The organism is Sphingobacterium sp. MAE, from assembly GCF_056711605.1.
Genome location: NZ_CM160044.1, coordinates 635,475 through 657,827 on the forward strand (window position 1 = coordinate 635,475; position 22,353 = coordinate 657,827).

At 37.1% G+C, this 22,353-nt stretch carries 19 protein-coding genes; 17 read left to right on the top strand and 2 right to left on the bottom strand.

The genetic code is table 11. The annotated features are described in order from the left end of the window. Positions 1-378: 378 nt before the first annotated feature. The 16 genes from AC06G9_RS02715 (at position 379) to AC06G9_RS02790 (ending at position 17,469) form a co-directional block, all read left to right on the top strand. Positions 379-1,644 carry a c-type cytochrome gene (locus tag AC06G9_RS02715; protein WP_045755006.1) on the top strand — a complete coding sequence of 422 codons (1,266 nt, stop codon included), beginning with the start codon at positions 379-381 and terminating at the stop codon, positions 1,642-1,644. A 38-nt stretch (positions 1,645-1,682) separates the two neighbouring features. Beyond that, entirely contained in the window at positions 1,683-4,688 is a 3,006-nt protein-coding gene (locus AC06G9_RS02720) for a TAT-variant-translocated molybdopterin oxidoreductase (RefSeq protein WP_094771762.1), read from the top strand. A gap of 29 nt (positions 4,689-4,717) precedes the next feature. Next, on the top strand, positions 4,718-6,193 hold the full coding sequence (nrfD, locus tag AC06G9_RS02725) for an NrfD/PsrC family molybdoenzyme membrane anchor subunit (RefSeq protein ID WP_045755004.1): 1,476 nt from the start codon (positions 4,718-4,720) through the stop codon (positions 6,191-6,193). A 5-nt stretch (positions 6,194-6,198) separates the two neighbouring features. Continuing rightward, positions 6,199-6,735 carry a DUF3341 domain-containing protein gene (locus tag AC06G9_RS02730; RefSeq protein ID WP_045755003.1) on the top strand — a complete coding sequence of 179 codons (537 nt, stop codon included), beginning with the start codon at positions 6,199-6,201 and terminating at the stop codon, positions 6,733-6,735. Beyond that, positions 6,719-7,357: a c-type cytochrome gene (locus AC06G9_RS02735; RefSeq protein ID WP_411028115.1), complete on the top strand. Its 639-nt coding sequence runs from the start codon at positions 6,719-6,721 to the stop codon at positions 7,355-7,357. Before AC06G9_RS02730 ends, AC06G9_RS02735 begins: the two co-directional genes overlap by 17 nt. 19 nt (positions 7,358-7,376) lie before the next feature. Next, entirely contained in the window at positions 7,377-8,612 is a 1,236-nt protein-coding gene (locus AC06G9_RS02740) for a hypothetical protein (protein WP_045755001.1), read from the top strand. A 42-nt stretch (positions 8,613-8,654) separates the two neighbouring features. Next, the gene (locus tag AC06G9_RS02745; protein ID WP_346570196.1) at positions 8,655-9,986 is read left to right on the top strand and encodes a cytochrome c oxidase subunit II; all 1,332 of its coding nucleotides are present in this window, start codon (positions 8,655-8,657) and stop codon (positions 9,984-9,986) included. A 28-nt stretch (positions 9,987-10,014) separates the two neighbouring features. Then, positions 10,015-11,880 (top strand): cytochrome c oxidase subunit I, encoded by a 1,866-nt coding sequence (locus AC06G9_RS02750; protein WP_346570197.1) that lies wholly within the window; start codon positions 10,015-10,017, stop codon positions 11,878-11,880. A 76-nt stretch (positions 11,881-11,956) separates the two neighbouring features. Then, on the top strand, positions 11,957-13,000 hold the full coding sequence (locus tag AC06G9_RS02755; protein WP_045754999.1) for a COX15/CtaA family protein: 1,044 nt from the start codon (positions 11,957-11,959) through the stop codon (positions 12,998-13,000). Between the two features lie 76 nt (positions 13,001-13,076). After that, positions 13,077-13,985, top strand: a complete 909-nt coding sequence (gene cyoE, locus AC06G9_RS02760; protein ID WP_094771764.1) for a heme o synthase — start codon at positions 13,077-13,079, stop codon at positions 13,983-13,985. Continuing rightward, a complete protein-coding gene (locus AC06G9_RS02765; protein WP_045754997.1) occupies positions 13,985-14,572 on the top strand; it encodes a cytochrome c oxidase subunit 3 in 588 nt (195 codons plus the stop codon). Before cyoE ends, AC06G9_RS02765 begins: the two co-directional genes overlap by 1 nt. A gap of 9 nt (positions 14,573-14,581) precedes the next feature. Beyond that, positions 14,582-15,316, top strand: coding sequence for a cytochrome c oxidase subunit 3 (locus tag AC06G9_RS02770; RefSeq protein ID WP_045754996.1), 735 nt, complete (start codon positions 14,582-14,584; stop codon positions 15,314-15,316). Positions 15,317-15,343: 27 nt separating this feature from the next. Next, positions 15,344-15,721: a cytochrome C oxidase subunit IV family protein gene (locus tag AC06G9_RS02775; RefSeq protein WP_045754995.1), complete on the top strand. Its 378-nt coding sequence runs from the start codon at positions 15,344-15,346 to the stop codon at positions 15,719-15,721. A 5-nt stretch (positions 15,722-15,726) separates the two neighbouring features. Continuing rightward, positions 15,727-16,455, top strand: a complete 729-nt coding sequence (locus tag AC06G9_RS02780) for an SCO family protein (protein WP_480957483.1) — start codon at positions 15,727-15,729, stop codon at positions 16,453-16,455. Between the two features lies 1 nt (position 16,456). Then, complete coding sequence (locus tag AC06G9_RS02785; protein ID WP_045754993.1) at positions 16,457-16,999, top strand: DUF420 domain-containing protein; 543 nt, start codon at positions 16,457-16,459, stop codon at positions 16,997-16,999. Between the two features lie 8 nt (positions 17,000-17,007). Then, positions 17,008-17,469: a hypothetical protein gene (locus tag AC06G9_RS02790; RefSeq protein WP_052627703.1), complete on the top strand. Its 462-nt coding sequence runs from the start codon at positions 17,008-17,010 to the stop codon at positions 17,467-17,469. An 81-nt stretch (positions 17,470-17,550) separates the two neighbouring features. Here the strand turns inward: AC06G9_RS02790 and mtgA are convergent, their stop codons facing one another. Beyond that, the gene (gene mtgA / locus AC06G9_RS02795; protein ID WP_045754992.1) at positions 17,551-18,279 is read right to left on the bottom strand and encodes a monofunctional biosynthetic peptidoglycan transglycosylase; all 729 of its coding nucleotides are present in this window, start codon (positions 18,277-18,279) and stop codon (positions 17,551-17,553) included. A gap of 262 nt (positions 18,280-18,541) precedes the next feature. Between mtgA and mutS the strand changes: the two genes are divergently transcribed. After that, positions 18,542-21,151 (top strand): DNA mismatch repair protein MutS, encoded by a 2,610-nt coding sequence (gene mutS, locus AC06G9_RS02800; protein ID WP_480957484.1) that lies wholly within the window; start codon positions 18,542-18,544, stop codon positions 21,149-21,151. Here mutS and AC06G9_RS02805 read toward each other — a convergent pair. Beyond that, positions 21,148-22,350: a hypothetical protein gene (locus tag AC06G9_RS02805; protein ID WP_480957485.1), complete on the bottom strand. Its 1,203-nt coding sequence runs from the start codon at positions 22,348-22,350 to the stop codon at positions 21,148-21,150. The genes mutS and AC06G9_RS02805 overlap by 4 nt on opposite strands. Positions 22,351-22,353: the final 3 nt, after the last annotated feature.

The following is a 22,353-nucleotide window of genomic DNA, read 5'->3' on the forward strand; positions in this document are numbered from 1 at the left end:
ATAAAATTAATGATTTTCTCATCTTATATTCCTATCTGTAAAGTTACAATTCTCTAATCAATTCTTTGTCAATGTACTGTTAGGAAGAATTTGGATCCCAATAAATTTAAAGTAGTGGCGCTTTTTTTATGTCATATTGAAGTCTTATATTTGAAGTTTATCGATTTCCGCCTCGAAGTACAAGAGGTGGTTTAAATCTGCCTTAAATAGTCGTTTTGAAATAATTTAGAACGATTATAAATTGATAAATAACGTCACAAAATTGTCAGGGATTTATTAATAAGTTATACTTTTGTGGCATTACTAGGCAGAGTGTGCTTTGTCTAGAATGGTGTTTAAATTTTTATATTCACAAATAAATAGTATAAAGTGTTAAATATGAGAAATATCTCATCCGTTTTGGGAAAACTTGCGAGGGTAGTATCAATGAGTTTGGTGCTGTTGTTTGCCGTTGCGACGCTGCATGCGCAAGATGTCAAGGAAGGTGAAAAAATCTTCAAAGCTAAATGTACGAGCTGTCACAAAGTTGATAGAAAGGTCGTCGGTCCTGCCCTAAAGGGTATTACTGAGACAAAGTCTGAGGAGTGGTTGATTAAATGGATCAAAAACTCTCAAGCGCTAATTGCTTCTGGTGATAAAGATGCAATTGCCATTTTTGAGGAGTATAATAAATCCGTGATGACTTCTTTTACAGATTTATCTGATGATCAGATTAAGTCTGTATTGGCTTACATTAAAGCTGAATCTGCTGAGAAACCTAAAGAAGAGGGTGCGGCAGGTGGTGCGGCTGCGAAAGATGACAATGCTAATTTATTTATGATCTTCGGGTTATTAGGTATAGTTGTTTTGGCCATTGTTGTTATCGTTGTTTTAAACCGTGTAATCCGTACTCTGGAAAGGGTGATCGCAACTAATCAGGCTGCTGTTGAAGCTGAGGAAGAGCCTAAGACTAACAAGAAATTCTTGGCATTTGCACAGGGTTTTGTTAAGAACAAGAAATTGGTCGGATTTGCTGTGTTGATGTTGGTTGCGTTGTTGGCTGTTGGTGGTTGGAAAACCATGTGGAATGTTGGTGTTCATACAGGTTATCAGCCCGTTCAACCGATTAAATTCTCTCACCAATTGCACGCTGGTGTCAATAAGATTGAATGTCAGTATTGTCATGGTGGTGCTTTTAAATCTAAAAATGCATCTATTCCTTCAGCGAATGTTTGTATGAACTGTCACAATACGATCACAGGTTCTGAGCATTATGATGGTGAGACTTCGCCAGAGATTGCTAAAATCTATCGTGCATTGGATTGGAATCCAGAGACTCGTACTTATGGTAACAACCCTAAGCCGATTCAGTGGGTTCGCATTCATAACTTGCCAGATTTTGCTTACTTTAATCACTCACAGCACGTTACAGTGGCAGGAGTGGAGTGTCAGACTTGTCACGGTCCAATTGAAACCATGGAAGAAGTATACCAATACTCTCCTTTGACGATGAAATGGTGTGTGGATTGTCATAAGGCAACAGATGTGAAATCAGATAACAAATACTACGAAGACTTGATCAAGGCGCATGAAAGCATCAAAAAAGGTGAGAAAATGACAGCGGCGATGATCGGTGGTCTTGAGTGTGGTAAATGTCACTATTAATAATTATTCAGAAATACGCAATCTTATATACAGCTTAAATGGATAGCAATAAAAAATATTGGAAAGGTTTGGAAGAATTGAAACAAACACCTGCTTTTGTTGAAAAGAGTAAGGGTGAGTTTGCCGAATCTATTCCTGTAGAAGATGTCTTAAATGAAGCAGGGTTGAGTACAAAAACTCCACGCCGTGACTTCTTAAAAGCATTAGGTTTTGGTGTTGGGGCTGTTACTTTGGCAGCATGTAACAGCACACCTGTGCATAAAGCAGTTCCTTATTTAATTAAACCTGAGGAGATTACTCCTGGTATTCCTAACTTTTATACTTCGACTTTTAATGGTCAGAGTATCTTAGTGAGAACACGTGAAGGTCGTCCTATTAATGTAGAGGCTAACCCGAATGCAATTGGTTTAAATCAAGGTACAGATTCAGGAACTGCAGCATCAGTTTTAGATTTATATGATGAGTCTAAATTAAAAACTGCTCAATTAAAAGGGCAGGATGTTGAATGGTCTAAATTGGATAGCACTGTTATCGCTGCATTAAACGCAGCTGCTACTGCTGGTAAACAAATTACTATTGTTTCTAGTACAGTAAATAGTCCTACTACGTTAGCTGCTATTGCCAAATTAACGGCTAAGTATCCTACAACTAATTTAGTTCAAGTAGATGCTGTTTCTTACAGCGCAATTATTGAAGCGAACAAAAATGCTTTTGGTAAAGCGGTCGTTCCTTCTTATAATTTTGATAAAGCAAATGTTGTTGTCTCTGTAGCTGCTGATTTCTTAGGAACTTGGTTAGCGGGAGAAGAACATACACAACAATATGTTAAAAATCGTGACTATAAATCATTGAAAAATGGTAAGATGTCACGTCATATTCAATTTGAGTCTGGTCTTAGTATGACGGGTTCAAATGCGGATGTGCGTATTGCGATTAAACCTTCGGAAGAAGCTGCTGTATTAATCTCTTTATATAATGCGGTTACAGGTTCTTCTTTAGCTGGTGGTATTACTGCTAAAAGAGCACAAACTGCTGTTACGCTAGCAGCAAAAGAATTGTTAAATAATAAAGGTGCTGCAGTTGTAGTGGCTGGTTCGAATGATATTAACATTCAGACTTTAGCAAATGCAATTAACAGTGCTTTGGCTTCATATGGATCTACAATTGATTTAGATAATTTCTCTAAACAACATCAAGGTTCTGATGCGGCATTTGCACAATTCCTGACAAACGCTAAGGCTGGTCAAGTTGGTGTTGCGATGTTCTTAAACAGTAACCCTGTTTATGATTATTTCAAATCTGAAGATGTGAAAGCTGCATTGAAGAAAGTTGATTTTACATTATCTTTCTCTCAACGTGCTGATGAAACAGCTTCGGAATTGACGGCTATCGCTCCAACGAATACATTCTTAGAGTCATGGGGTGATGCTTCTCCAAAAGAAGGTCTATTCTCTATAGTTCAGCCAGCAATCAATCCGGTATTCAACACTCGTCAGGCAGATCAATCTTTATTGGTTTGGGCTGGTGATACGACTGATATCTATACATTTGTTAAAAATCTTTGGACTTCTACAATTTTAGTTGGTAGTACGAAGAACTGGAATAGCGTTTTACAAACTGGTTTTGAATATAAGGGTGCTAAAACAGCAGCTGCTTATTCATTCTCTGGTAATGTAGAGGCTGCCGCTAGTGCTGCTATCGCTGCTGCAAAAACAGTAGTCGGTGATTTCGAATTGAAATTATATGAACCAAGTGCTTTGCGTGATGGTCGATATGCAAACAATGCTTACTTACAAGAGGTTCCAGATCCAGTTTCTAAAGTAACTTGGGATAACTATGCTGCTTTAAATCCTAAAGATGCTGAGAAATTGGGATTGGGTGAAGATGCAACAATTACTGTTGAAGCAAATGGTTACAAAGTTGAGTTACCAGTTGTTCAACAACCGGGACAAGCTTTGGGTACTGTTTCAGTAGCTATCGGTTACGGACGTACTAAAGTTGGTAAAGCTGGTAATCATGTAGGTAAAAATGCTTACCCTTTTGCAAGCTTAGTAAATGGTACTATTCAATTTGTAGCGAAAGCAACTCTTGCAAAATCGAATACGATATACCAGTTAGCACAAACTCAGACGCATCATACTATTGAGGGTCGTAACATTGTGCGTGAAACTACTTTCGCTAAATATTTAAAAGATCCTAACTCTGAGTCAGGTCGCTTTACGGATAAACACAAAACATACGATTTGTGGAACAAGTATGAGCAACCAGGTCATAAATGGGTAATGGCAATCGATTTGAATGCTTGTACTGGTTGTGGCTCTTGTATTGTTGCTTGTAACGTAGAGAATAATATTCCTGTTGTAGGTCGTGATGAGGTTCGTCGTCGTCGTGAGATGCACTGGTTACGTATTGACCGTTACTACACTATTGAAGAGGATGGTAAAGAGTATACTAAGGAAAAAGAAATTCAACATATCAATGATTTCGAAAATGTAACTGTTGTTCACCAACCGATGTTATGTCAACATTGTGCTCATGCACCTTGTGAGACTGTATGTCCAGTATTAGCTACTGTACACTCATCAGAGGGTCTAAACCATATGGCTTACAACAGATGTTTCGGAACACGTTACTGTGCGAATAACTGTCCATATAAAGTACGTCGTTTTAACTGGTTCAACTATTGGAATGATTCACGTTTTGACAACTACTTGAATAATGAGTTTACGCAATTGGTATTGAACCCAGATGTAACAACACGTTCACGTGGGGTTATGGAAAAATGTTCAATGTGTATCCAACGTATTCAAGCTGGTAAGTTACATGCGAAAATGGAGAACCGTAAAGTAAAAGACGGTGATATCCAAATGGCATGTCAACAAGCATGTTCTGCAAATGCAATTATCTTTGGTGATGCTAATGATCCAGAATCGGAAGTATCTAAAGCATTACGCAATGAGCGTGTTTATTACGTACTTGAGGAAATCAATGTACAACCGGGTATCGGTTATATGACAAAAGTTAGAAACACTTTTGAGGCGTAATCTTGTTCATTATTTGAAATAAAAATACTATGTCATCGCATAACGAATCAATATTAAGAGAACCATTAATGACCGGTAAGGACATTACGTATGCTAAAATTACGGATGATATCTTACTACCGGTTGAAAATAAACCGAATAAAGCATGGTGGATCGGTTTCACTGTAGCCGTATTAGGTGCTTTATTATGGGTAGTCAGCGTTAGTTATACCTTTTGGACAGGTATCGGCGCTTGGGGTCTAAATAAAACTGTAGGCTGGGCTTGGGATATCACCGACTTTGTATGGTGGGTTGGTATCGGTCACGCTGGTACGTTAATTTCGGCCGTATTATTAATTTTCCGTCAAAACTGGCGTAACTCCATTAACCGTTCAGCAGAGGCCATGACGATCTTCGCCGTTATCTGTGCTGCAACATATGTCGTTGCCCACATGGGTCGTCCTTGGTTGGCTTATTGGATTTTTCCATTGCCAAATCAGTTTGGATCTCTATGGGTTAACTTTAACTCGCCATTAGTATGGGATGCATTTGCGATCTCTACTTATTTCACGGTATCCTTGGTATTCTGGTACTGTGGTTTGTTACCTGATATCGCGACTATCCGTGACCGTGCTACTGGCCTTAGACAAAAAATTTACTCTGTGCTATCTTTTGGATGGAATGGATCTGTAAAGACTTGGCAACGTTTTGAGATTGTGTCATTAATTTTGGCAGGTATCTCTACGCCATTGGTACTTTCGGTACACACGATTGTATCTTTTGACTTTGCAACTTCTGTTATCCCAGGATGGCATACAACAATCTTCCCTCCATATTTCGTTGCTGGTGCGATCTTCTCTGGTTTTGCGATGGTGCAAACTTTATTGTTGATCTTACGTAAAGTCATGAATTTTGAGAACTATATCACGATGTTCCATATTGAAGCCATGAACAAAATTATCATGACGACAGGTTCTATCGTTGGTATTGCTTACTTAACGGAGTTGTTCATTGCGATGTACTCTCAATCTGAATACGAGATGTACGCTTTTGAAAACCGTATGTTTGGTCCTTATGCTTGGGCTTACTGGTCGATGATGACGTGTAACGTAATCTCACCACAGTTATTCTGGTTTAAGAAAATTCGTACAAGTATTCCCATTTCCTGGATATTATCTATTGTGGTAAATATTGGTATGTGGTTCGAGCGTTTCGTAATTATCGTGACTTCATTACACCGTGATTATTTACCATCATCTTGGGCGATGTTTTACCCAACATGGACAGACGTTGGTATCTTCGTTGGATCTATCGGTTTATTCTTTACGTTGTTCTTATTGTTCTTACGCTTCTTACCGGGTATCGCAATTGCGGAAGTGAAGTTATTGTTGAAAAGCTCAAGTTTACAACATAAAACTAAATTGGTTAAAGAAGGTGCATTCCCAGCAGAACAAGTGGAATACTTTAGAGATTCTTTAGGCAAATATGATTCGGTAACAGAACAAGAAATTAAAGAGTTAAAATAATAGCAATGGGCAATACAAAATATATATTAGGTAGTTTTGCTGATCCAGATGATATGATGCATGGGATCGACAAATTGCAGAAAAATAATGTAAGCATCTATGATTGCTTTACTCCAATGCCAATTCACGGTATTGAAGCTAAATTGGGCGTTAAACCTTCGCGTTTGCCAATTGCAGCATTTTGCTTTGGAGCGTTAGGAACCTTATTGGGATTTAGTTTATTGTATTATACAATGGTACATGACTGGCCAATGAATATTGGTGGTAAACCTTCATTCGCAATTCCGAACTTTGTTCCTGTGACATTTGAGGTTACTATTTTAATTTGTGCCTTGGGTATGGTGGCGACTTTCTTTTATCGCAATCACTTATTCCCGGGACGTACTCCTCGTGTTATGGATTTAAGAGCTACTGATGATCGTTTTATCATCGCTATAGATGCTCGTGAAAACACAGACCATGCTTTGATCGATACTATATTGAAGGAAACAGGTGCTGTAGAAGTTAAGTACAATGATAGAAAATATGTTAGTTATGAATAAGAAGAATTTACTAGTTACAGTATGTGCAGCTCTGTCGTTGACAGCAGTCGTTTCTTCTTGTGGTGACAAGACTACTCGTAGTACAGGTTGGGAGTTTTCTCGCAACATGTATGATCCGATTGCGTACAATCCTGATCAACCAAACGAGAATTTTAAAAATAAACAAACTGCGCAAACACCACCAAAGGGTACAGATCCAATTGGTTTTACCAGATTTGAATATGCCAATACTTTAGAAGATTATGAACGTGCGGGTCGTGAGTTTACTAATCCGTTAGAGTTATCACAAGCAAGACTTGAAAAAGGTCAAGCTTTATTTACTACTTACTGTGCTGTTTGTCACGGTCCTGAAGGTAAAGGTGATGGTTCTATTACGAAAGACCGTGAAATTACAGATTCTAAAGGCACTCGTAAGCTGGAGAATTTTCCTAATCCACCATCTTATCACAAAACTGATGGCGCGAGCTCTTCACGTGGTGGTATGATGGCTGATTTGACAGATGGTAAGATTTACCATACGATTTATTACGGTCACAACTCAATGGGATCGCATGCATCGCAGTTGTCTCCTGAAGAACGTTGGGAAGTCGTTATGTACGTTCATGAATTACAAAAGAAATAATCTAACATCAGACAAATAAATGGGAACTCACAATCATCATCACGATTATAATTTCAACGAGCGATACGAGTTTGCTGGTAAAGCAAAAACATTCAGTATTATCGCAATCGTTGTTGGTATAGCTGCAGTAGCCTACGGAATGCTTATGGGCGATCATATTCTAGTAGAGCGTACTTATGCTAACTTATTATTGATGGGTTATTATTTTACATGTGTATGTGCTGCCGGAGCTTTTTTCGTAGCCTTACAATATGTAACACAATCTGCTTGGTCAGCTGGTCTCGTTCGTATACCACAGGCAATGGCAGGTATTTTGCCTATTGCATCAATCATTTTACTAGTGATTGTTGGATTAGGATTAAGCACTCACAATTTATACCATCATTGGTATGCAGAGGGTCTTACAGATCCTAATAGTCCTAATTATGATAGTATCATCGCTGGTAAGTCTTGGTATTTGAATTTTTCAGGTTTTTTAAGTCGCCAAGTAATTTTCATGGGACTTTATAGTATTTTTGCTATTATCTTGGCAAAATTATCATACAAAGAAGATTTAGAGGGTGGTTTGAATTCTTATAAAAAGAGTTTCAAATTGTCGGCTATATTTTTAGTTATATTTGGTTTTACAACTCCAATTTGGTCATTTGATACCATCATGTCATTAGAGGCACACTGGTTCTCGACTATGTTTGGTTGGTACAACTTCGCAGCAATGTGGGTAAGTGGTCTTTGTGTTATTACAATCATCTTAATTGTATTAAAGAAAGCTGGTTATATGAGTTGGGTAAACGAAAATCATTTACATGATTTAGGTAAATTGATCTTTGGTTTCTCTATCTTCTGGACATATGTTTGGTTTGCACAGTTTATCTTAATCTGGTATGCTAACATGCCTGAGGAGACTGTATATTTCTATAAACGTTGGGAGCCAGAATATAAACCATGGTTTTGGTTAAATATTATCATCAATTTCCTTGCTCCTTTATTATTATTGGTAGATCGTGATGCCAAACGTAAGCAAAATGCTATGTTGTTTGTTGCCATCTTATTATTGGCGGGTCACTGGTTGGATTATTATATCATGATCATGCCTGGTACAGTTGAATCACACCGCGGATTTGGTATTGTAGAAATTGGTACAGCTCTTGGCTTTGTTGGTTTGTTTACATTCTTAGTAATGAATAAATTGAGTAAACAAGGTTTAGTTGCTAAAAATCATCCTTTCTTGGATGAGAGTTTACATCACCAAATATAGTTTCGCTTTTAAAGGGATATTACGTAAAATCGTTATAAAGAAATGAGCTTTAAATTAAATAATAGATTCAAATCCATCTCGGGTTTTGTACTTGCAATCGGATTGTTCTTTGCAGTCCCATCATTCGCAAGTCAAGATACTGTAGTGGTAGATACGACTAAAGCTACGGAAGCTGTTGCAGTTGATGCAACAGCTACTGGAGCAAATGTTGTTGATTCGGCAACGACTGCGAAGACAGAAGTAGCTGCGTCCGCAGATGCGTCTACAACAAAGGTTGACGCTGCTAAGGAAGAGAAAAAAATAGACCCTCAGGTTTATAAAAACTTCATTTATTATGTTTTATTATTTTTAGTTATCTGTACAGTAGTTGCTGTTATTGGTAAAGTTATCTCGATCTATGAGTTAACAAATAAGATGAATAAAAGACATAATCCTTTAGCTTCAAATACGTTTCAAGCATCGTTATTATTCATCTTCTTATTTGTTTTCTTAGGAGGTGTTTATTATTCTTACTCGCACCATGGTGGCATGGCGTGGAGGGATGCTGTGACTGAGCATGGGGCTAAAATTGATACCATGTTTATCATTACTACTGTTATCACAACTTTTGTATTGGTGATTACTCACATTTTATTATTGACGTTCACGTTCATCTATAGAATGAAGAAAAATGGTAAAGCATACTATTTGCCGCATAACAATACTATTGAAAAAATCTGGACGATCGTTCCTGCTGTTGTTTTGACTGTATTGGTATTATTCGGTTTCTTTACTTGGAGGTCAATTACCAATGTTCCGGAAGATTTACAGAAATCTGCTCTTCAGATTGAAGTATTAGGTGAGCAATTTGCTTGGAGTGTACGTTATCCAGGAGCTGATGGTGTGATCGGTAAACGTAATTATAAAATGACAACTCCGACTAATCCTTATGGTATTGATTTCAATGATAAAAACTCTTGGGATGATATTCAAGGTTCGGACATTGTAATTCCAGTTAATAAGTCTGTTCGTTTTCATATTGTTTCAAAGGATATTATTCACTCGTTCTATATTCCTGACTTCCGCGTTCAAATCAATGCTGTACCGGGAATGACAAATTACTTCCAATTTACTCCTACGGTAACTACAGAAGAAATGCGTGAGCGTATGAATGACTACAAATATGATTATGTTATGTTATGTAACAAAATCTGTGGTTCAGGTCACTATAATATGCAGAAAAAGGTTGTCGTTGTTACTGAGGCTGAATATAAAGAGTGGTTAGCAACGCAAAACAAATATTTTACTGAGGATTTACAGAAAGAGTTTGCCGCTAAAGATGCTAAAACTCCGCAGTTAAAAGATAGCGTACACGTTACGGCTTCATTAAATTAATTAGAATAATTGAATTTTAAAAACGAATATGTCAAGTACAGTTATTTCTCATAGCGCTGAGCATCACGATTCGCACGGACATCATCATCAAGAGTCATTCATCTCGAAGTATATCTTCAGTGGTGACCACAAGATGATTGCTAAGCAATTTTTGATCACAGGTATTTTCATGGCGGTATTTGCTATGATCTTATCCATCTTATTCCGTATCCAACTTGCTTGGCCGGATAAAGAATTTCCAATTTTGGAAGTATTCTTAGGTAAATGGGCTGCAGGTGGTCGTATTGCTCCTGATTTTTTCCTTTCTTTGGTCACCATTCACGGTACCATCATGGTATTCTTCGTTTTAACAGCGGGTCTATCGGGTACTTTTAGTAATCTATTGATTCCTTATCAAATTGGTGCACGCGATATGGCGTCTCCTTTCATGAATATGTTGTCATACTGGATGTTCTTTGTAGCTTCAGTTATTATGATTGCTTCTTTCTTTGTTGAAAGTGGACCTGCTTCTGCTGGATGGACGATCTATCCTCCACTATCTGCAGTGCCAACGGCAATTGCTGGTTCGGCTACAGGTATGACTTTGTGGTTGGTCAGTATGGTGTTATTTGTAGCATCACAATTAATCGGTGGTATCAACTACGTGAGTACAATTTTGAATATGCGTACTAAAGGTATGGATCTTTGGAAAATGCCTTTAACAATCTGGGCATTCTTCTTGACTGCTATCGTAGGTATGTTATCCTTTCCAGTATTAGTATCTGCTGTTGTTCTATTGATTTTTGACCGTTCATTCGGTACGTCATTTTATTTGTCAGATTTAGTTGTTCAAGGTCAGATCTTACCGAATGAAGGTGGTTCTCCAATCTTGTTCCAACACTTATTCTGGTTTTTAGGTCACCCTGAGGTATATATCGTTGTTATGCCTGCATTGGGTCTTACTTCGGAGGTTATCTCAACAAACTCTCGTAAACCAATCTTTGGTTATCATGCAATGGTTTACTCGCTAATTGGTATTACAGTTTTATCATTTATCGTTTGGGGTCACCATATGTTTGTGACAGGTATGAATCCTTTCTTAGGTGGAGTATTTATGATCACAACATTGATTATCGCAGTCCCTTCTGCGGTAAAAGCATTTAACTATATGGCGACATTATGGAGAGGTAATATTCGTTTCACTCCAGCTATGATGTTTGCGATTGGTTTAGTGTCATTCTTCATCTCTGGTGGTCTTACTGGATTGTTTTTAGGTAATGCTGCTTTAGATATCAACTTACATGATACGTACTTTGTTGTAGCCCACTTCCACTTGGTAATGGGATCTGCTTCTATTTTCGGTATGTTATGTGGTGTTTATCACTGGTATCCTAAAATGTTTGGTCGTATGATGAACACGAAATTGGGTTACTTACATTTCTGGATGACTTTCATTGGTGCTTATTTGGTATTCTTTCCAATGCACTTTATGGGTATAGATGGTGTTCCTCGTCGTTATTATGCTTTTACAGAATTTGCTTTCATGGAGAAATGGGTTTCTGTAAACATGTTGATTACTTGGGCTGCTATCGTAGCTGGTTTGGGTCAAGTGGCTTTCTTATTCAACTTCTTCTATTCGATTTTCTTTGGAGAAAGAGCACCGCAAAACCCATGGAATTCAAATACTTTAGAGTGGACTACTCCTGTGGAACATATCCACGGTAACTGGCCAGGAGAGATCCCAACAGTACACCGTTGGCCATATGACTACAGTAAGCCAGGACATCATGAAGATTTTATTCCTCAGAATGTTCCTTTCTCTGAAACTATGAATTCTAACTTCCTTCATGATTTTGAAGGTAATGAAGAAGCTGAGCGTATCCAGACAGAATGGGATGCTCAAAATAAAAAATAATTAAATATGGTATTTGGAGTAAGTTGTGCGAAATGATTTATTCCAAATATTATTTGTAACATAAAACGGTAAAAATATGTTTCCAGCTGCTGAAAAGCGTTATATTAGATCTAATTTCATTACCATTATTGTTTTGTTTTTAGTGATTGTTGCTGGAGGTGTGGTGCGTAGTACTGGTTCTGGAATGGGATGTCCCGATTGGCCAAAGTGTTTTAATCGAATTATACCTCCTACAGATATTGCGCAGTTACCGGTTGGTTATGAAGAGCATTACATCACAGGTAGAGCTAAGAAAAATGAGCGATTTGCTAATATGATCGATTTTTTCGGTTATCGTGATTTAGCAAATAAAATTCGTCATGACAAAAGTATCCTTGAACATGAGGAATTTAATGTAGCAAAGACTTGGACAGAGTACATCAATCGTTTGGTAGGTGTTGTTGCTGGTTTTTGTTTACTGTTTACTGCTGTTTATTCTTTTACTTATATTAAATCTAAGCGATCAATTTTTATTTGGTCCGTGATTAACGTATTTGTTGTTGTTGTTCAGGCTTGGTTGGGTTCTATTGTCGTTTCGACTAATTTAACTCCTTGGGTAATCACTGTGCATATGCTTTTAGCATTGGTCATTGTGGCTATTTCCATCTATACTTATTTTAAGGCGACGACATTACGCGATAAGGGTATATTGATAAATCGTGATTCTAAGGGATTAAAATTGCTTGCAGCCATTTCTTTAGTTTTAATGGTGGTGCAAGTTGTCTTCGGAACGGAAGTACGTGAAATTGTTGATTCATTGACAGCTTCGGGTGTTGCTCGAGAAGATTTTATACAACGTATTGGCCAACATTTTGAAATACATCGTTGGCTTGCATATAGTTCTTTGATTTTAGTAATTGTATTGTTCTTTTTAGTGCGTACAAAATTTAGTGGGAGTACAGTCCAAGCAAAATATGCTACTATACTTTTTATTTTAGTTGGTATTCAAATGTTGTCAGGAATTATTTTGGCACGATTTGCTCTTCCGGCTTTCGCACAGACAACTCACTTAGTTATTGGTAGCCTCTTATTTGGATGTCAATATTATCTGATGTTGTTACTAGGAAAATCACAACGTTAATTGAATGAATGAAATGAATGTACTGGTAAGGTAGTTTTACTTTGTACACTCAAATAAAAAGAGGACATTTGTCGCTATGAAAGAATTTATTTCTGATTTCAAGAAATTAGTTAAGTTAAGACTGACATTAACGGTTGTTTTTTCGGCATCTATCTCTTTTTTGATTGGTGCTAAGCAGCTTGGTGGAGATATTCTATGGATGAATTGGTTGTTACTGACATTGGGAGGATTCTTAGTGACTGGTGCAGCAAATGGATTCAATGAGATTATTGAAAAGGATTTGGACAAATTAATGACCCGTACTGCCGACCGTCCCCTACCTTCTGGAAGGATGACGACAGGTCAGGCCTTGATTCTCAGTTTATTTATGGGAATCTTAGGTACTTTGGTACTAGTACGTTTGAATTTTGTGGCTGGGTTATTATCAGTATTTTCCATTTTGTTATACGCTTTTCTGTATACACCATTAAAAAGAAAATCACCAATAGCTGTATTTGTAGGAGCTTTCCCTGGTGCATTACCGCCATTAATTGGTTATTTTGCAGCGTTTAGCCAGGATGATTTAGCCATCTATAGCCAAACAAATGAGAGTGCAATCGTGATGATTCCATTTATCTTATTTGGTATACAGTTTTTGTGGCAATTTCCACATTTTTGGTCTTTGGCCTGGGTGATTGATGATGATTATAAACAGGCTGGTTTTAGATTACTGCCAACGACAAAGCGTGATAAGATTTCTGCATTTATGGTTTTCTTTTCAGCATTGCTGATGATACCTGCGGCATTTCTTCCGATGTATTATGGTTTTGGAGGGTGGATCTTTACAACTGTTTCCGTAATTGGAGGTATTGTGTTTGCTTATTATGGCTTTATGCTTTTTAAGAATCAGGACATACCTTCTGCTAGAAAGGTGATGTTTACTTCATTTTTTTATCTGCCAATTACACAACTGATTTTATTATTTGACTTTATACCTTTGAAATAATGTTAAATCAAGGAGAACAACCGACTGACGAGAAGTTAGTATCACGTAAAGCTCAAAAATTTAGCTTGTGGTTAGGGATGTTGGGTATGTTTATGATGTTTGCTGCACTGTCAAGTGGCTTTATCGTCTATACGGCGAGTGGCGTTGATAAGGGGCTCAAAACATTGCTGCCCGATACTTTTATCTATAGTACGCTAGTTATTGTCTTGAGTAGTATTACTATCCATTTGGCTTATAAAGCGGCGCAAGTGGGTAATTTATCAAGACAGAAAGTTTTACTTTTTGTAACCCTAATTTTGGGTATTTTATTTTTCGTGCTTCAAGTTCATTCGTGGGAAGTATTGGCCGGACGAGGTGTTTATTTTGTAAATAATAATGCATCGCAGTCTTTTGTCTATATCTTTACTGGAATGCACCTAGCGCACATTATTGCGGGAGTGATCGTATTGATTACCGCTTTGGTAGGAGTGTATAAACCACTTCCTGCAGACGGCAATCAATTCCGCATGAATCTAGCCAGTATTTTTTGGCATTTTCTCGATCTTTTATGGATTTATATATATGTTTTCTTACTTTTGAATCAATAATAGTAAACAATGAGTACAACTGTATCACAATTGGATAAGGTAAAAACCGGTCCATGGAATGGTGGAAAGTCACCTTGGAATTTGGAATACGGAAAAATCATGATGTGGTTTTTCTTGGTTGGGGATGCCTTTACATTTTCTGCGTTTTTGGTTTATTACGGAACGCAACGATTTGCACATAGTACATGGCCAGATGCGGATAAGATCTTCCAATCTATACCAGGTATTGCTGAACACGGACAACCTTTAGTTTTCGTGGGTATCATGACTTTTATTTTAATTATGTCTTCTGTTACTATGGTATTAGCTGTAGAGGCAGGTCATCGTAATTCAAAAAATGAAGTCGTTAAGTGGATGCTTTGGACTATATTGGGTGGTATCTGTTTCGTAGGATGTCAAGCTATCGAATGGACTCACTTACACCACGCTGGTTTTTGGTTTGGTCAGAATCCAGGTACGGGCTTAGAAGGTGATGCCATAAAGGATGCTTTACAGCCTTACTTTACACATGATATCTCGTATACGTCAGCACTACAATTTGCTAATTTGTTCTTTACAATCACGGGTTTCCACGGTTTTCACGTTACAGTAGGTATTATCTTAAATATTATTGTATTGTGCATGACTTTAAATAATACTTTCCAGAACCGTGGATCGTATTTGATGATTGAAAAAGTAGGTTTATACTGGCACTTTGTGGATTTAGTTTGGGTGTTTGTATTTACATTCTTCTATTTAGTATAATTATAAGTTTTTAATTTTAGAAAAGCTATGTCACAACATCACGATAATATTGCTCACGATGAGCATGGACACGCAGAAGGAATGGATAAAAAAGGTATCTGGAGAATTTTCTTCGTCCTTTTAGCACTAACTGCTCTAGAGTTCTTAATCGCATTGGGATTTGTTCATCACTGGCAAATCTTAGCAAAAGGTGCTTTGGTTAATACAATCTATATTGTATTAACATTAGTAAAAGCTTATTATATCGTTGCTTACTTCATGCACTTGAAATTTGAGAAATCTAGTTTCATCGTTACTGTAAGTATTGTATTTATTTTCATTATTTATTTTATCATTTTAATGCTTACAGAAGGTAACTTCTTGTTGAATGACTTGCACCCTCACCAATTGTGGGAAAATAAATAACAAAAATGAGCAAAAATACTGGAAAAAATAAAGGTATTCAAACGATCATGATCCTGGCAATAATTCTATTATTGCCAGGTTTTTTGTATGTAGTACTAAATAAAAGTGGTATGGCCAATTCGTACGCTACGCTACCTATCTTTGGCGATAAAGTAGTGCCGGGTACGACACATCGTAAATGGGGAAGGGATATCATGGATACGTTATATCATGAAGTACCAAAAATTTCTTTTAAGAACTACGATGGTAAACCGGTCCACCTTTTTGAAAATGACAGTGCAATATCTATTGTACATCTTTTCTATTCAAGAGATAAATCATTTTCAACAACTCTTATTAATAGCCTAAATAAAGTTTCTGGTGATTTTAGAAATAATAGAAGAATTAAGTTTTATTCTATTACTGTGGATACACTATATGATACTCCAGAGGTTTTAAAAAATTACATTAAGAATATCGATCCGTCTGATAAAAGTTGGTACTTTGTGACTCATCCTTCTTCGGATATTTTTAAATTTGCTCAAACTGGTTTGTTGCAGGATGCTTTGGCTACGGGTGATCCGAATAAACCTTTTGTAATTGGTTCTTCTTATATCTTAATTGATTCAAAAAGAAGAATAAGGGGATTCTACGATATCACGATGAAGAAGGAAGTGGAACGCCTGAGTGATGAGATTAAATTGTTGGCGGTGGAGGAGATCAGAAATAATCCACCTAAGATTGAAACGAAATAAAATGGGACAGACTGCAGAAGAAAAAAAATATAACAAGTGGATTATCGTTTTATCGGTAGTTATCCCACTTTTGGTGGCCGCTTTGTTTGGTGTTAATTTGCGTAAATTGGGCTATGATGTTGAACCGTTAGGGTTTTTACCTCCAATTTATGCTACTATAAATGGTATTACTGCTATTTTGTTATTTTGGGCTGTGGCTGCGATAAAAAAGGGAAATAAAAAATTGCACGAGCGATTAATCAAAGTTTGTGTTTGTTGCTCTGTAGCTTTTCTAGGCATGTACGTTGCTTATCATATGACTTCTAACTCGACATCTTATGGTGGGGAAGGTATTTTACGTCCTATTTACTTTTTTATTTTAATAACCCATATTGTTTTGTCTGTGATTATTATCCCTTTTGTATTGATTACTTATGTAAGAGGTATTGCTGGATCGTATGAAAGGCATAAAAAAATTGCGCGTATTACCTATCCAATGTGGTTGTATGTAGCGGTAACGGGTGTGATCGTTTATTTGATGATTTCACCTTATTATGTTCACTAATTAATTTTATGAGTATGACTAGTGCATGGGTGTATCAATCTAATCGTTTTTTTACAGATGAAGAAGCGATCTTGATTCAAAAAAGATTGGCTGATTTTGCTGCGGGATGGAAAGTTCATGGCGAACCTTTGTCAGCTCAGGCCGAGGTTAAGTCTAACTTATTTATTGTTCTTTCGGTTGATGAGCAAATTGCTGCCGCTTCTGGTTGTTCGATCGATAGTTCTGTACGTTTTTTAAAAACTTTGGAACAGGATTTTAATATTCAGTTATTTGATCGTATGCGTGTTGCTTACAAAGTCGGTGATCAACTTTATGCTGCTTCTAGAAGTGAATTTGAAGAGTTAGTTAAGATGGGGCACATTAATGATGATACGGTGGTATATGATAATACCATTACTTCTTTGGCTTCTCTTGATGATAAATGGGAAATACCTTTTGGTCAAAGTTGGCATAAGCGTGTATTTGGATAATGAGATAAAAAAAGCGATGAATTGGTCATCGCTTTTTTTATCTCATTATGATCAATTCCTTAGATTAAGTGGCTGTTTGGATTACTCGGGTATTTGATAATGATCCATATACCGAACTATGCTATTTGCTCTACGATTGACATATGTAGATGGATTTCGGGCATCCCACTGTCTTGGATTAGGCAAAATGGCAATGATTAGCGCAGCTTGCTTTTTTGATAATGTTGATCCTGATTTTTTGTAATAGTATTGAGATGCTGCCTCTGCACCATATACTCCCTGTCCCATTTCGATGACATTGAGATAGACTTCCAAAATTCGTTTTTTACTCCAGAATGTTTCGATCAAAACTGTAAAATAGGTTTCTAAACCTTTTCTAAGCCATGATCTTTTTGGCCACAGGAACACATTTTTTGCGACCTGCTGACTAATGGTACTTCCTCCACGGAGGTTTTTTCCATCTTTGTTCTTTTCTATTGCTTTTTGAATGGCATCGGTATCAAATCCCCAATGCGTCATAAAGTGTGCATCTTCTCCAGCTATTGCAGCATGTTTTAAGTTGTCTGAAAGCTTTTCGTAATTTAACCAGTCTTTCTCTAGCTTAAATCCTTTGTCTGCGGCCTGAAGCTCAAAACCTCGTTGAATCATGAGCCACGTGATGGGTGGATTGATAAATTTAAGTGCCAATACCCAAAATATTGTTATTGCAAAGAAACCTCCAATGATACGTAATGACCAAATTTTTAACTTTTTTTTCCAGCTTGTTTGAATCTTTTTTTTCTTAACCTGATTCGTTCTCTTAATTGCCATATCTTTTGAAAAACTATGCAAAGGAACGAAATATTTTGTCTAATTGTTTTGGTAGATCTGGTTTGTACGCTGCTTTTTTTCAATAACATGTTTTTTCGTCTAGGCTTAGGTGTATGGTATGATCGTTTAGTTGAGGATAGGAGCGATGAAAGATGTGTTAGAAGTTAAAAAAGTGGATTAAGTTTTCATATTCTCTTTGATCGTTTGTCTAATCAGGTAGATTATGTTATTTTTACGGCTTATTATCATAAACGAAATCCAATTGGCAAAGGCAGAAAAAAAGGTAACTCCATTAATGCAACAATATAATGCAATCAAGGTTAAATATCCTGGTGCTTTGTTGTTGTTCCGTGTAGGCGATTTTTATGAAACATTTGGTGAAGATGCGATTAAGGCCGCCAGTATTTTAGGTATTGTACAAACCAAAAGGGGAAATGGAACTGAATCTGAAACGGCTTTGGCAGGTTTTCCTCACCATTCTTTGGAGACCTATCTACCGAAACTTGTTCGTGCGGGTCAACGTGTGGCAATCTGCGATCAGTTGGAGGATCCTAAGCAAACTAAAACCATTGTTAAACGTGGCGTAACAGAATTGGTTACACCTGGTGTGTCTTATAATGATAATATTGTTCAGCAGAAATCGAATAATTATCTCGCATCGATTTTTATTGATAAAACGCAAATTGGAATTTCTTTCTTGGATATTTCTACAGGAGAATTTTTGGTGGCGCAAGGTACTCAATCTTATATTGATAAGCTTTTGCAGGGTTTTAAACCTACTGAAGTTATTATGTCACGCAAGCAGTCTAAAGAGTTTTTAGATCTTTTTGGTAACCAATATTATACTTATACACTTGATGAATGGCCTTATACTGGTGATTACGCATCGGAGAGTTTATTGAAGCACTTCGAAGTTAATTCGATGAAAGGCTTTGGTATTGATCGGATGCCTGTTGGAATTGTTGCTGCTGGTGTTGCCTTGCATTATCTAAATGAAACTGAACATCGCAACTTACAGCATATTTCAAATATTGCACGTATCGAAGAAGATCGCCATATGTGGTTAGACCGTTTTACGGTGCGAAATTTGGAATTGATCGGGTCTGTTAACGAAAATGCAACGACGTTGTCAGATGTATTGGATCAAACGGCTTCTCCGATGGGTGCTCGTTTATTGAAAAGATGGATTGTGATGCCGTTGAAAGATCGTAAGTCTATTCAGGAAAGGTTGGATGTTGTTGCGTATTTCACGGAGCATAAAGAATTGCGTGATGCTTTGATTCAAGAGATCAAATATGTGGGCGATCTGGAAAGGTTAATTTCTAAAATTGGTCTTCAGAAAGCTTCGCCTAGAGAGATTGTGCAGTTGAAACGTGCTTTGTATGCTATTGAGAAATTAAAGGAGTTGACCAATCAGGAAAATTCGGAGGCGTTGCGCGTCATTGCTGAACAGTTGAATGTATGTGGGATCATCCGTGATAAGATCGAGAAAGAAGTTTTTGCTGAACCTCCGGTGGCTCTCAATAAGGGTAATGTCATTGCTGATGGGGTTGATGATGAATTGGATCGTCTGCGTAAAATAGCTTTTGGTGGTAAAGATTATTTAATTGAAATCCAAAAAAGAGAAGCGGAGGCTACTGGTATTCCTTCTCTAAAGATCGCTTTTAATAATGTATTTGGGTATTATTTGGAGGTGACCAATACGCATCGCGATAAGGTGCCTTCTGAATGGATTCGTAAACAGACGCTTGTCAATGCTGAACGCTATATTACGGAGGAGCTTAAGGAATATGAGGATCAAATCTTGGGAGCGGAAGAAAAGATTCAGGTTATCGAAAATCGTCTTTATGCTGAATTGCTGGTCGCTATTGCTGCTTATATCAAACCGATCCAGTTGAATGCCCAACTGCTTGCAAAATTGGATGTACTCTTGAACTTTTCTGTTATTGCAGAAAAGAATTATTATGTTCAACCGGAGATTTCTGAAAGTAAGGTCTTGGATATTAAAGGGGGGCGACACCCAGTTATTGAAAAGAAAATGGCTATTGGTGAGGATTATATCACGAATGATGTCTATTTGGATAACGACACGCAACAGGTCATCATCATTACAGGGCCGAATATGGCGGGTAAGTCTGCGCTTTTACGTCAGACTGCTCTGATTGTGCTGATGGCTCAGATTGGTTCTTTTGTGCCTGTAAAGGAAGCTAAAATTGGTCTTGTTGATAAGATTTTTACGCGTGTAGGTGCTTCGGATAATTTGTCTTCTGGTGAATCGACTTTTATGGTTGAGATGAATGAGACTGCGAGTATCATGAACAACCTTTCGGACCGTAGTTTAATTTTACTGGATGAGATCGGTCGTGGTACAAGTACTTATGATGGTATTTCTATTGCTTGGGCTATTGCTGAGTTTTTACATAATCATCCTACTGCTAAAGCCAAAACTTTATTTGCGACTCATTATCATGAATTAAACGAATTGACGAATTCTATGCCGCGTATTAAAAATTATAATGTGACGGTTAAGGAGGTCAATAATAAGGTGATATTCTTGCGTAAGTTAGTTCATGGCGGGTCAGAGCATAGTTTTGGTATTCATGTTGCTAAATTGGCTGGTATGCCTCCGAAATTGCTTTCTCGGGCCAATGAAATATTGAAACGATTGGAACAGGAGCGAACAGGTGGGGAACAGATCAAGGATAGTATGCGGAAAATTCAAAAGCAGGCTTATCAATTGCAGATGTTCTCAATTGATGATCCAGTGCTTGAGAAAATCCGTGATATGCTGAATAATTTGGATGTAAATACGTTGACTCCTGTCGAGGCTCTTATGAAGTTGGACGAGATCCAACGTCTACTAAAGAATTAAAAGCGAAAAAATAATTCTACGCTTCCGTAGTGATTATAGATGTTGCTCATGAGTTTACTATCCCATTGGTATGGTGTATAGTGGTATCCAGCTTCTAATCCAATATAATTTTTTCCTTTTAATTGTCGCATGCCGGCTATACTTAGTCCAAGATGCATGGTATTAACGGTGTACAATTTTTTTGAATTTCCTCCGTATATATAATCCCCAAAAGAATCGTAGTATCCATCGGTATAAATGTCTTCGGATATTCCAGTATCTACCATGTCTATTCCTAAATTAAGTTTCGGGATGACAATAAATTTGGTGTTATCGTAGATTTTATATCCAAGAGCACCTCCGAAAAAAAGACCAAAGTCAGCATTTACAGATTCTGTCGTACCGTAATAATTGTAATCAAAATTTTTATCATTGCTATTGATCCGCACTTTAAATCCTCCTTCAAAAATAAATGATTTGGCTAAAGAACTCATGATGGAAAATCCGAGTGACATGTTTGGACCAAATGTTGTATTTGAACCTCCTAGTGGTCCATATACTCCTATATATGGTAGAAAACCGATTCTTGACTTGTTGTAGTAATCTGCTATGGCTATTGGGTCTTCTTGTTCTTCTTTGATCGTGTTTTCGGTATGATCTTTTATGATTGTCTGGCTATTGTTTTGCCCAGTATCCTGGATTGCTCCTTGTTGGTTTTTTAATAATTCGTTGTTAGAAAAAAGGTTTAAGATATCGACTTCGGCTTCTGACAGGACATAGGATTGTGATTGCAATAATGCTTTTGACCGTGTTTTGATCAATAGGTCAATGGGGTGCCTTAATGGGAAATAATTATATTGCTGTTTATTGGACTCATATTGGTAAATGTAATCTTCTCTTTCGGCATTCCGAAATCGAATGATTAATTGTTCATCAAAACCATTTTCTATATATTTTTCTATCGAATTGCTACTCTGCTGCTTTGCTATAATTAAATTTATAATTTTGATCCGTTGGCCTAATTCGGTGGGACCACAGCTTTGCTCGATTTGTGCCACTATTGGTGTTAATTGAGCATATTGATTTGTATTTAATAATTTGGTTATTGCCTCAAGAGAATTTTTTATGGTAGATTCACATGTTTCTTGTGCTGCACAGTATGTGAAATTACTGATTAATGAAATGATACTGAAGAGTATGACAAATATATAACGATTCATATG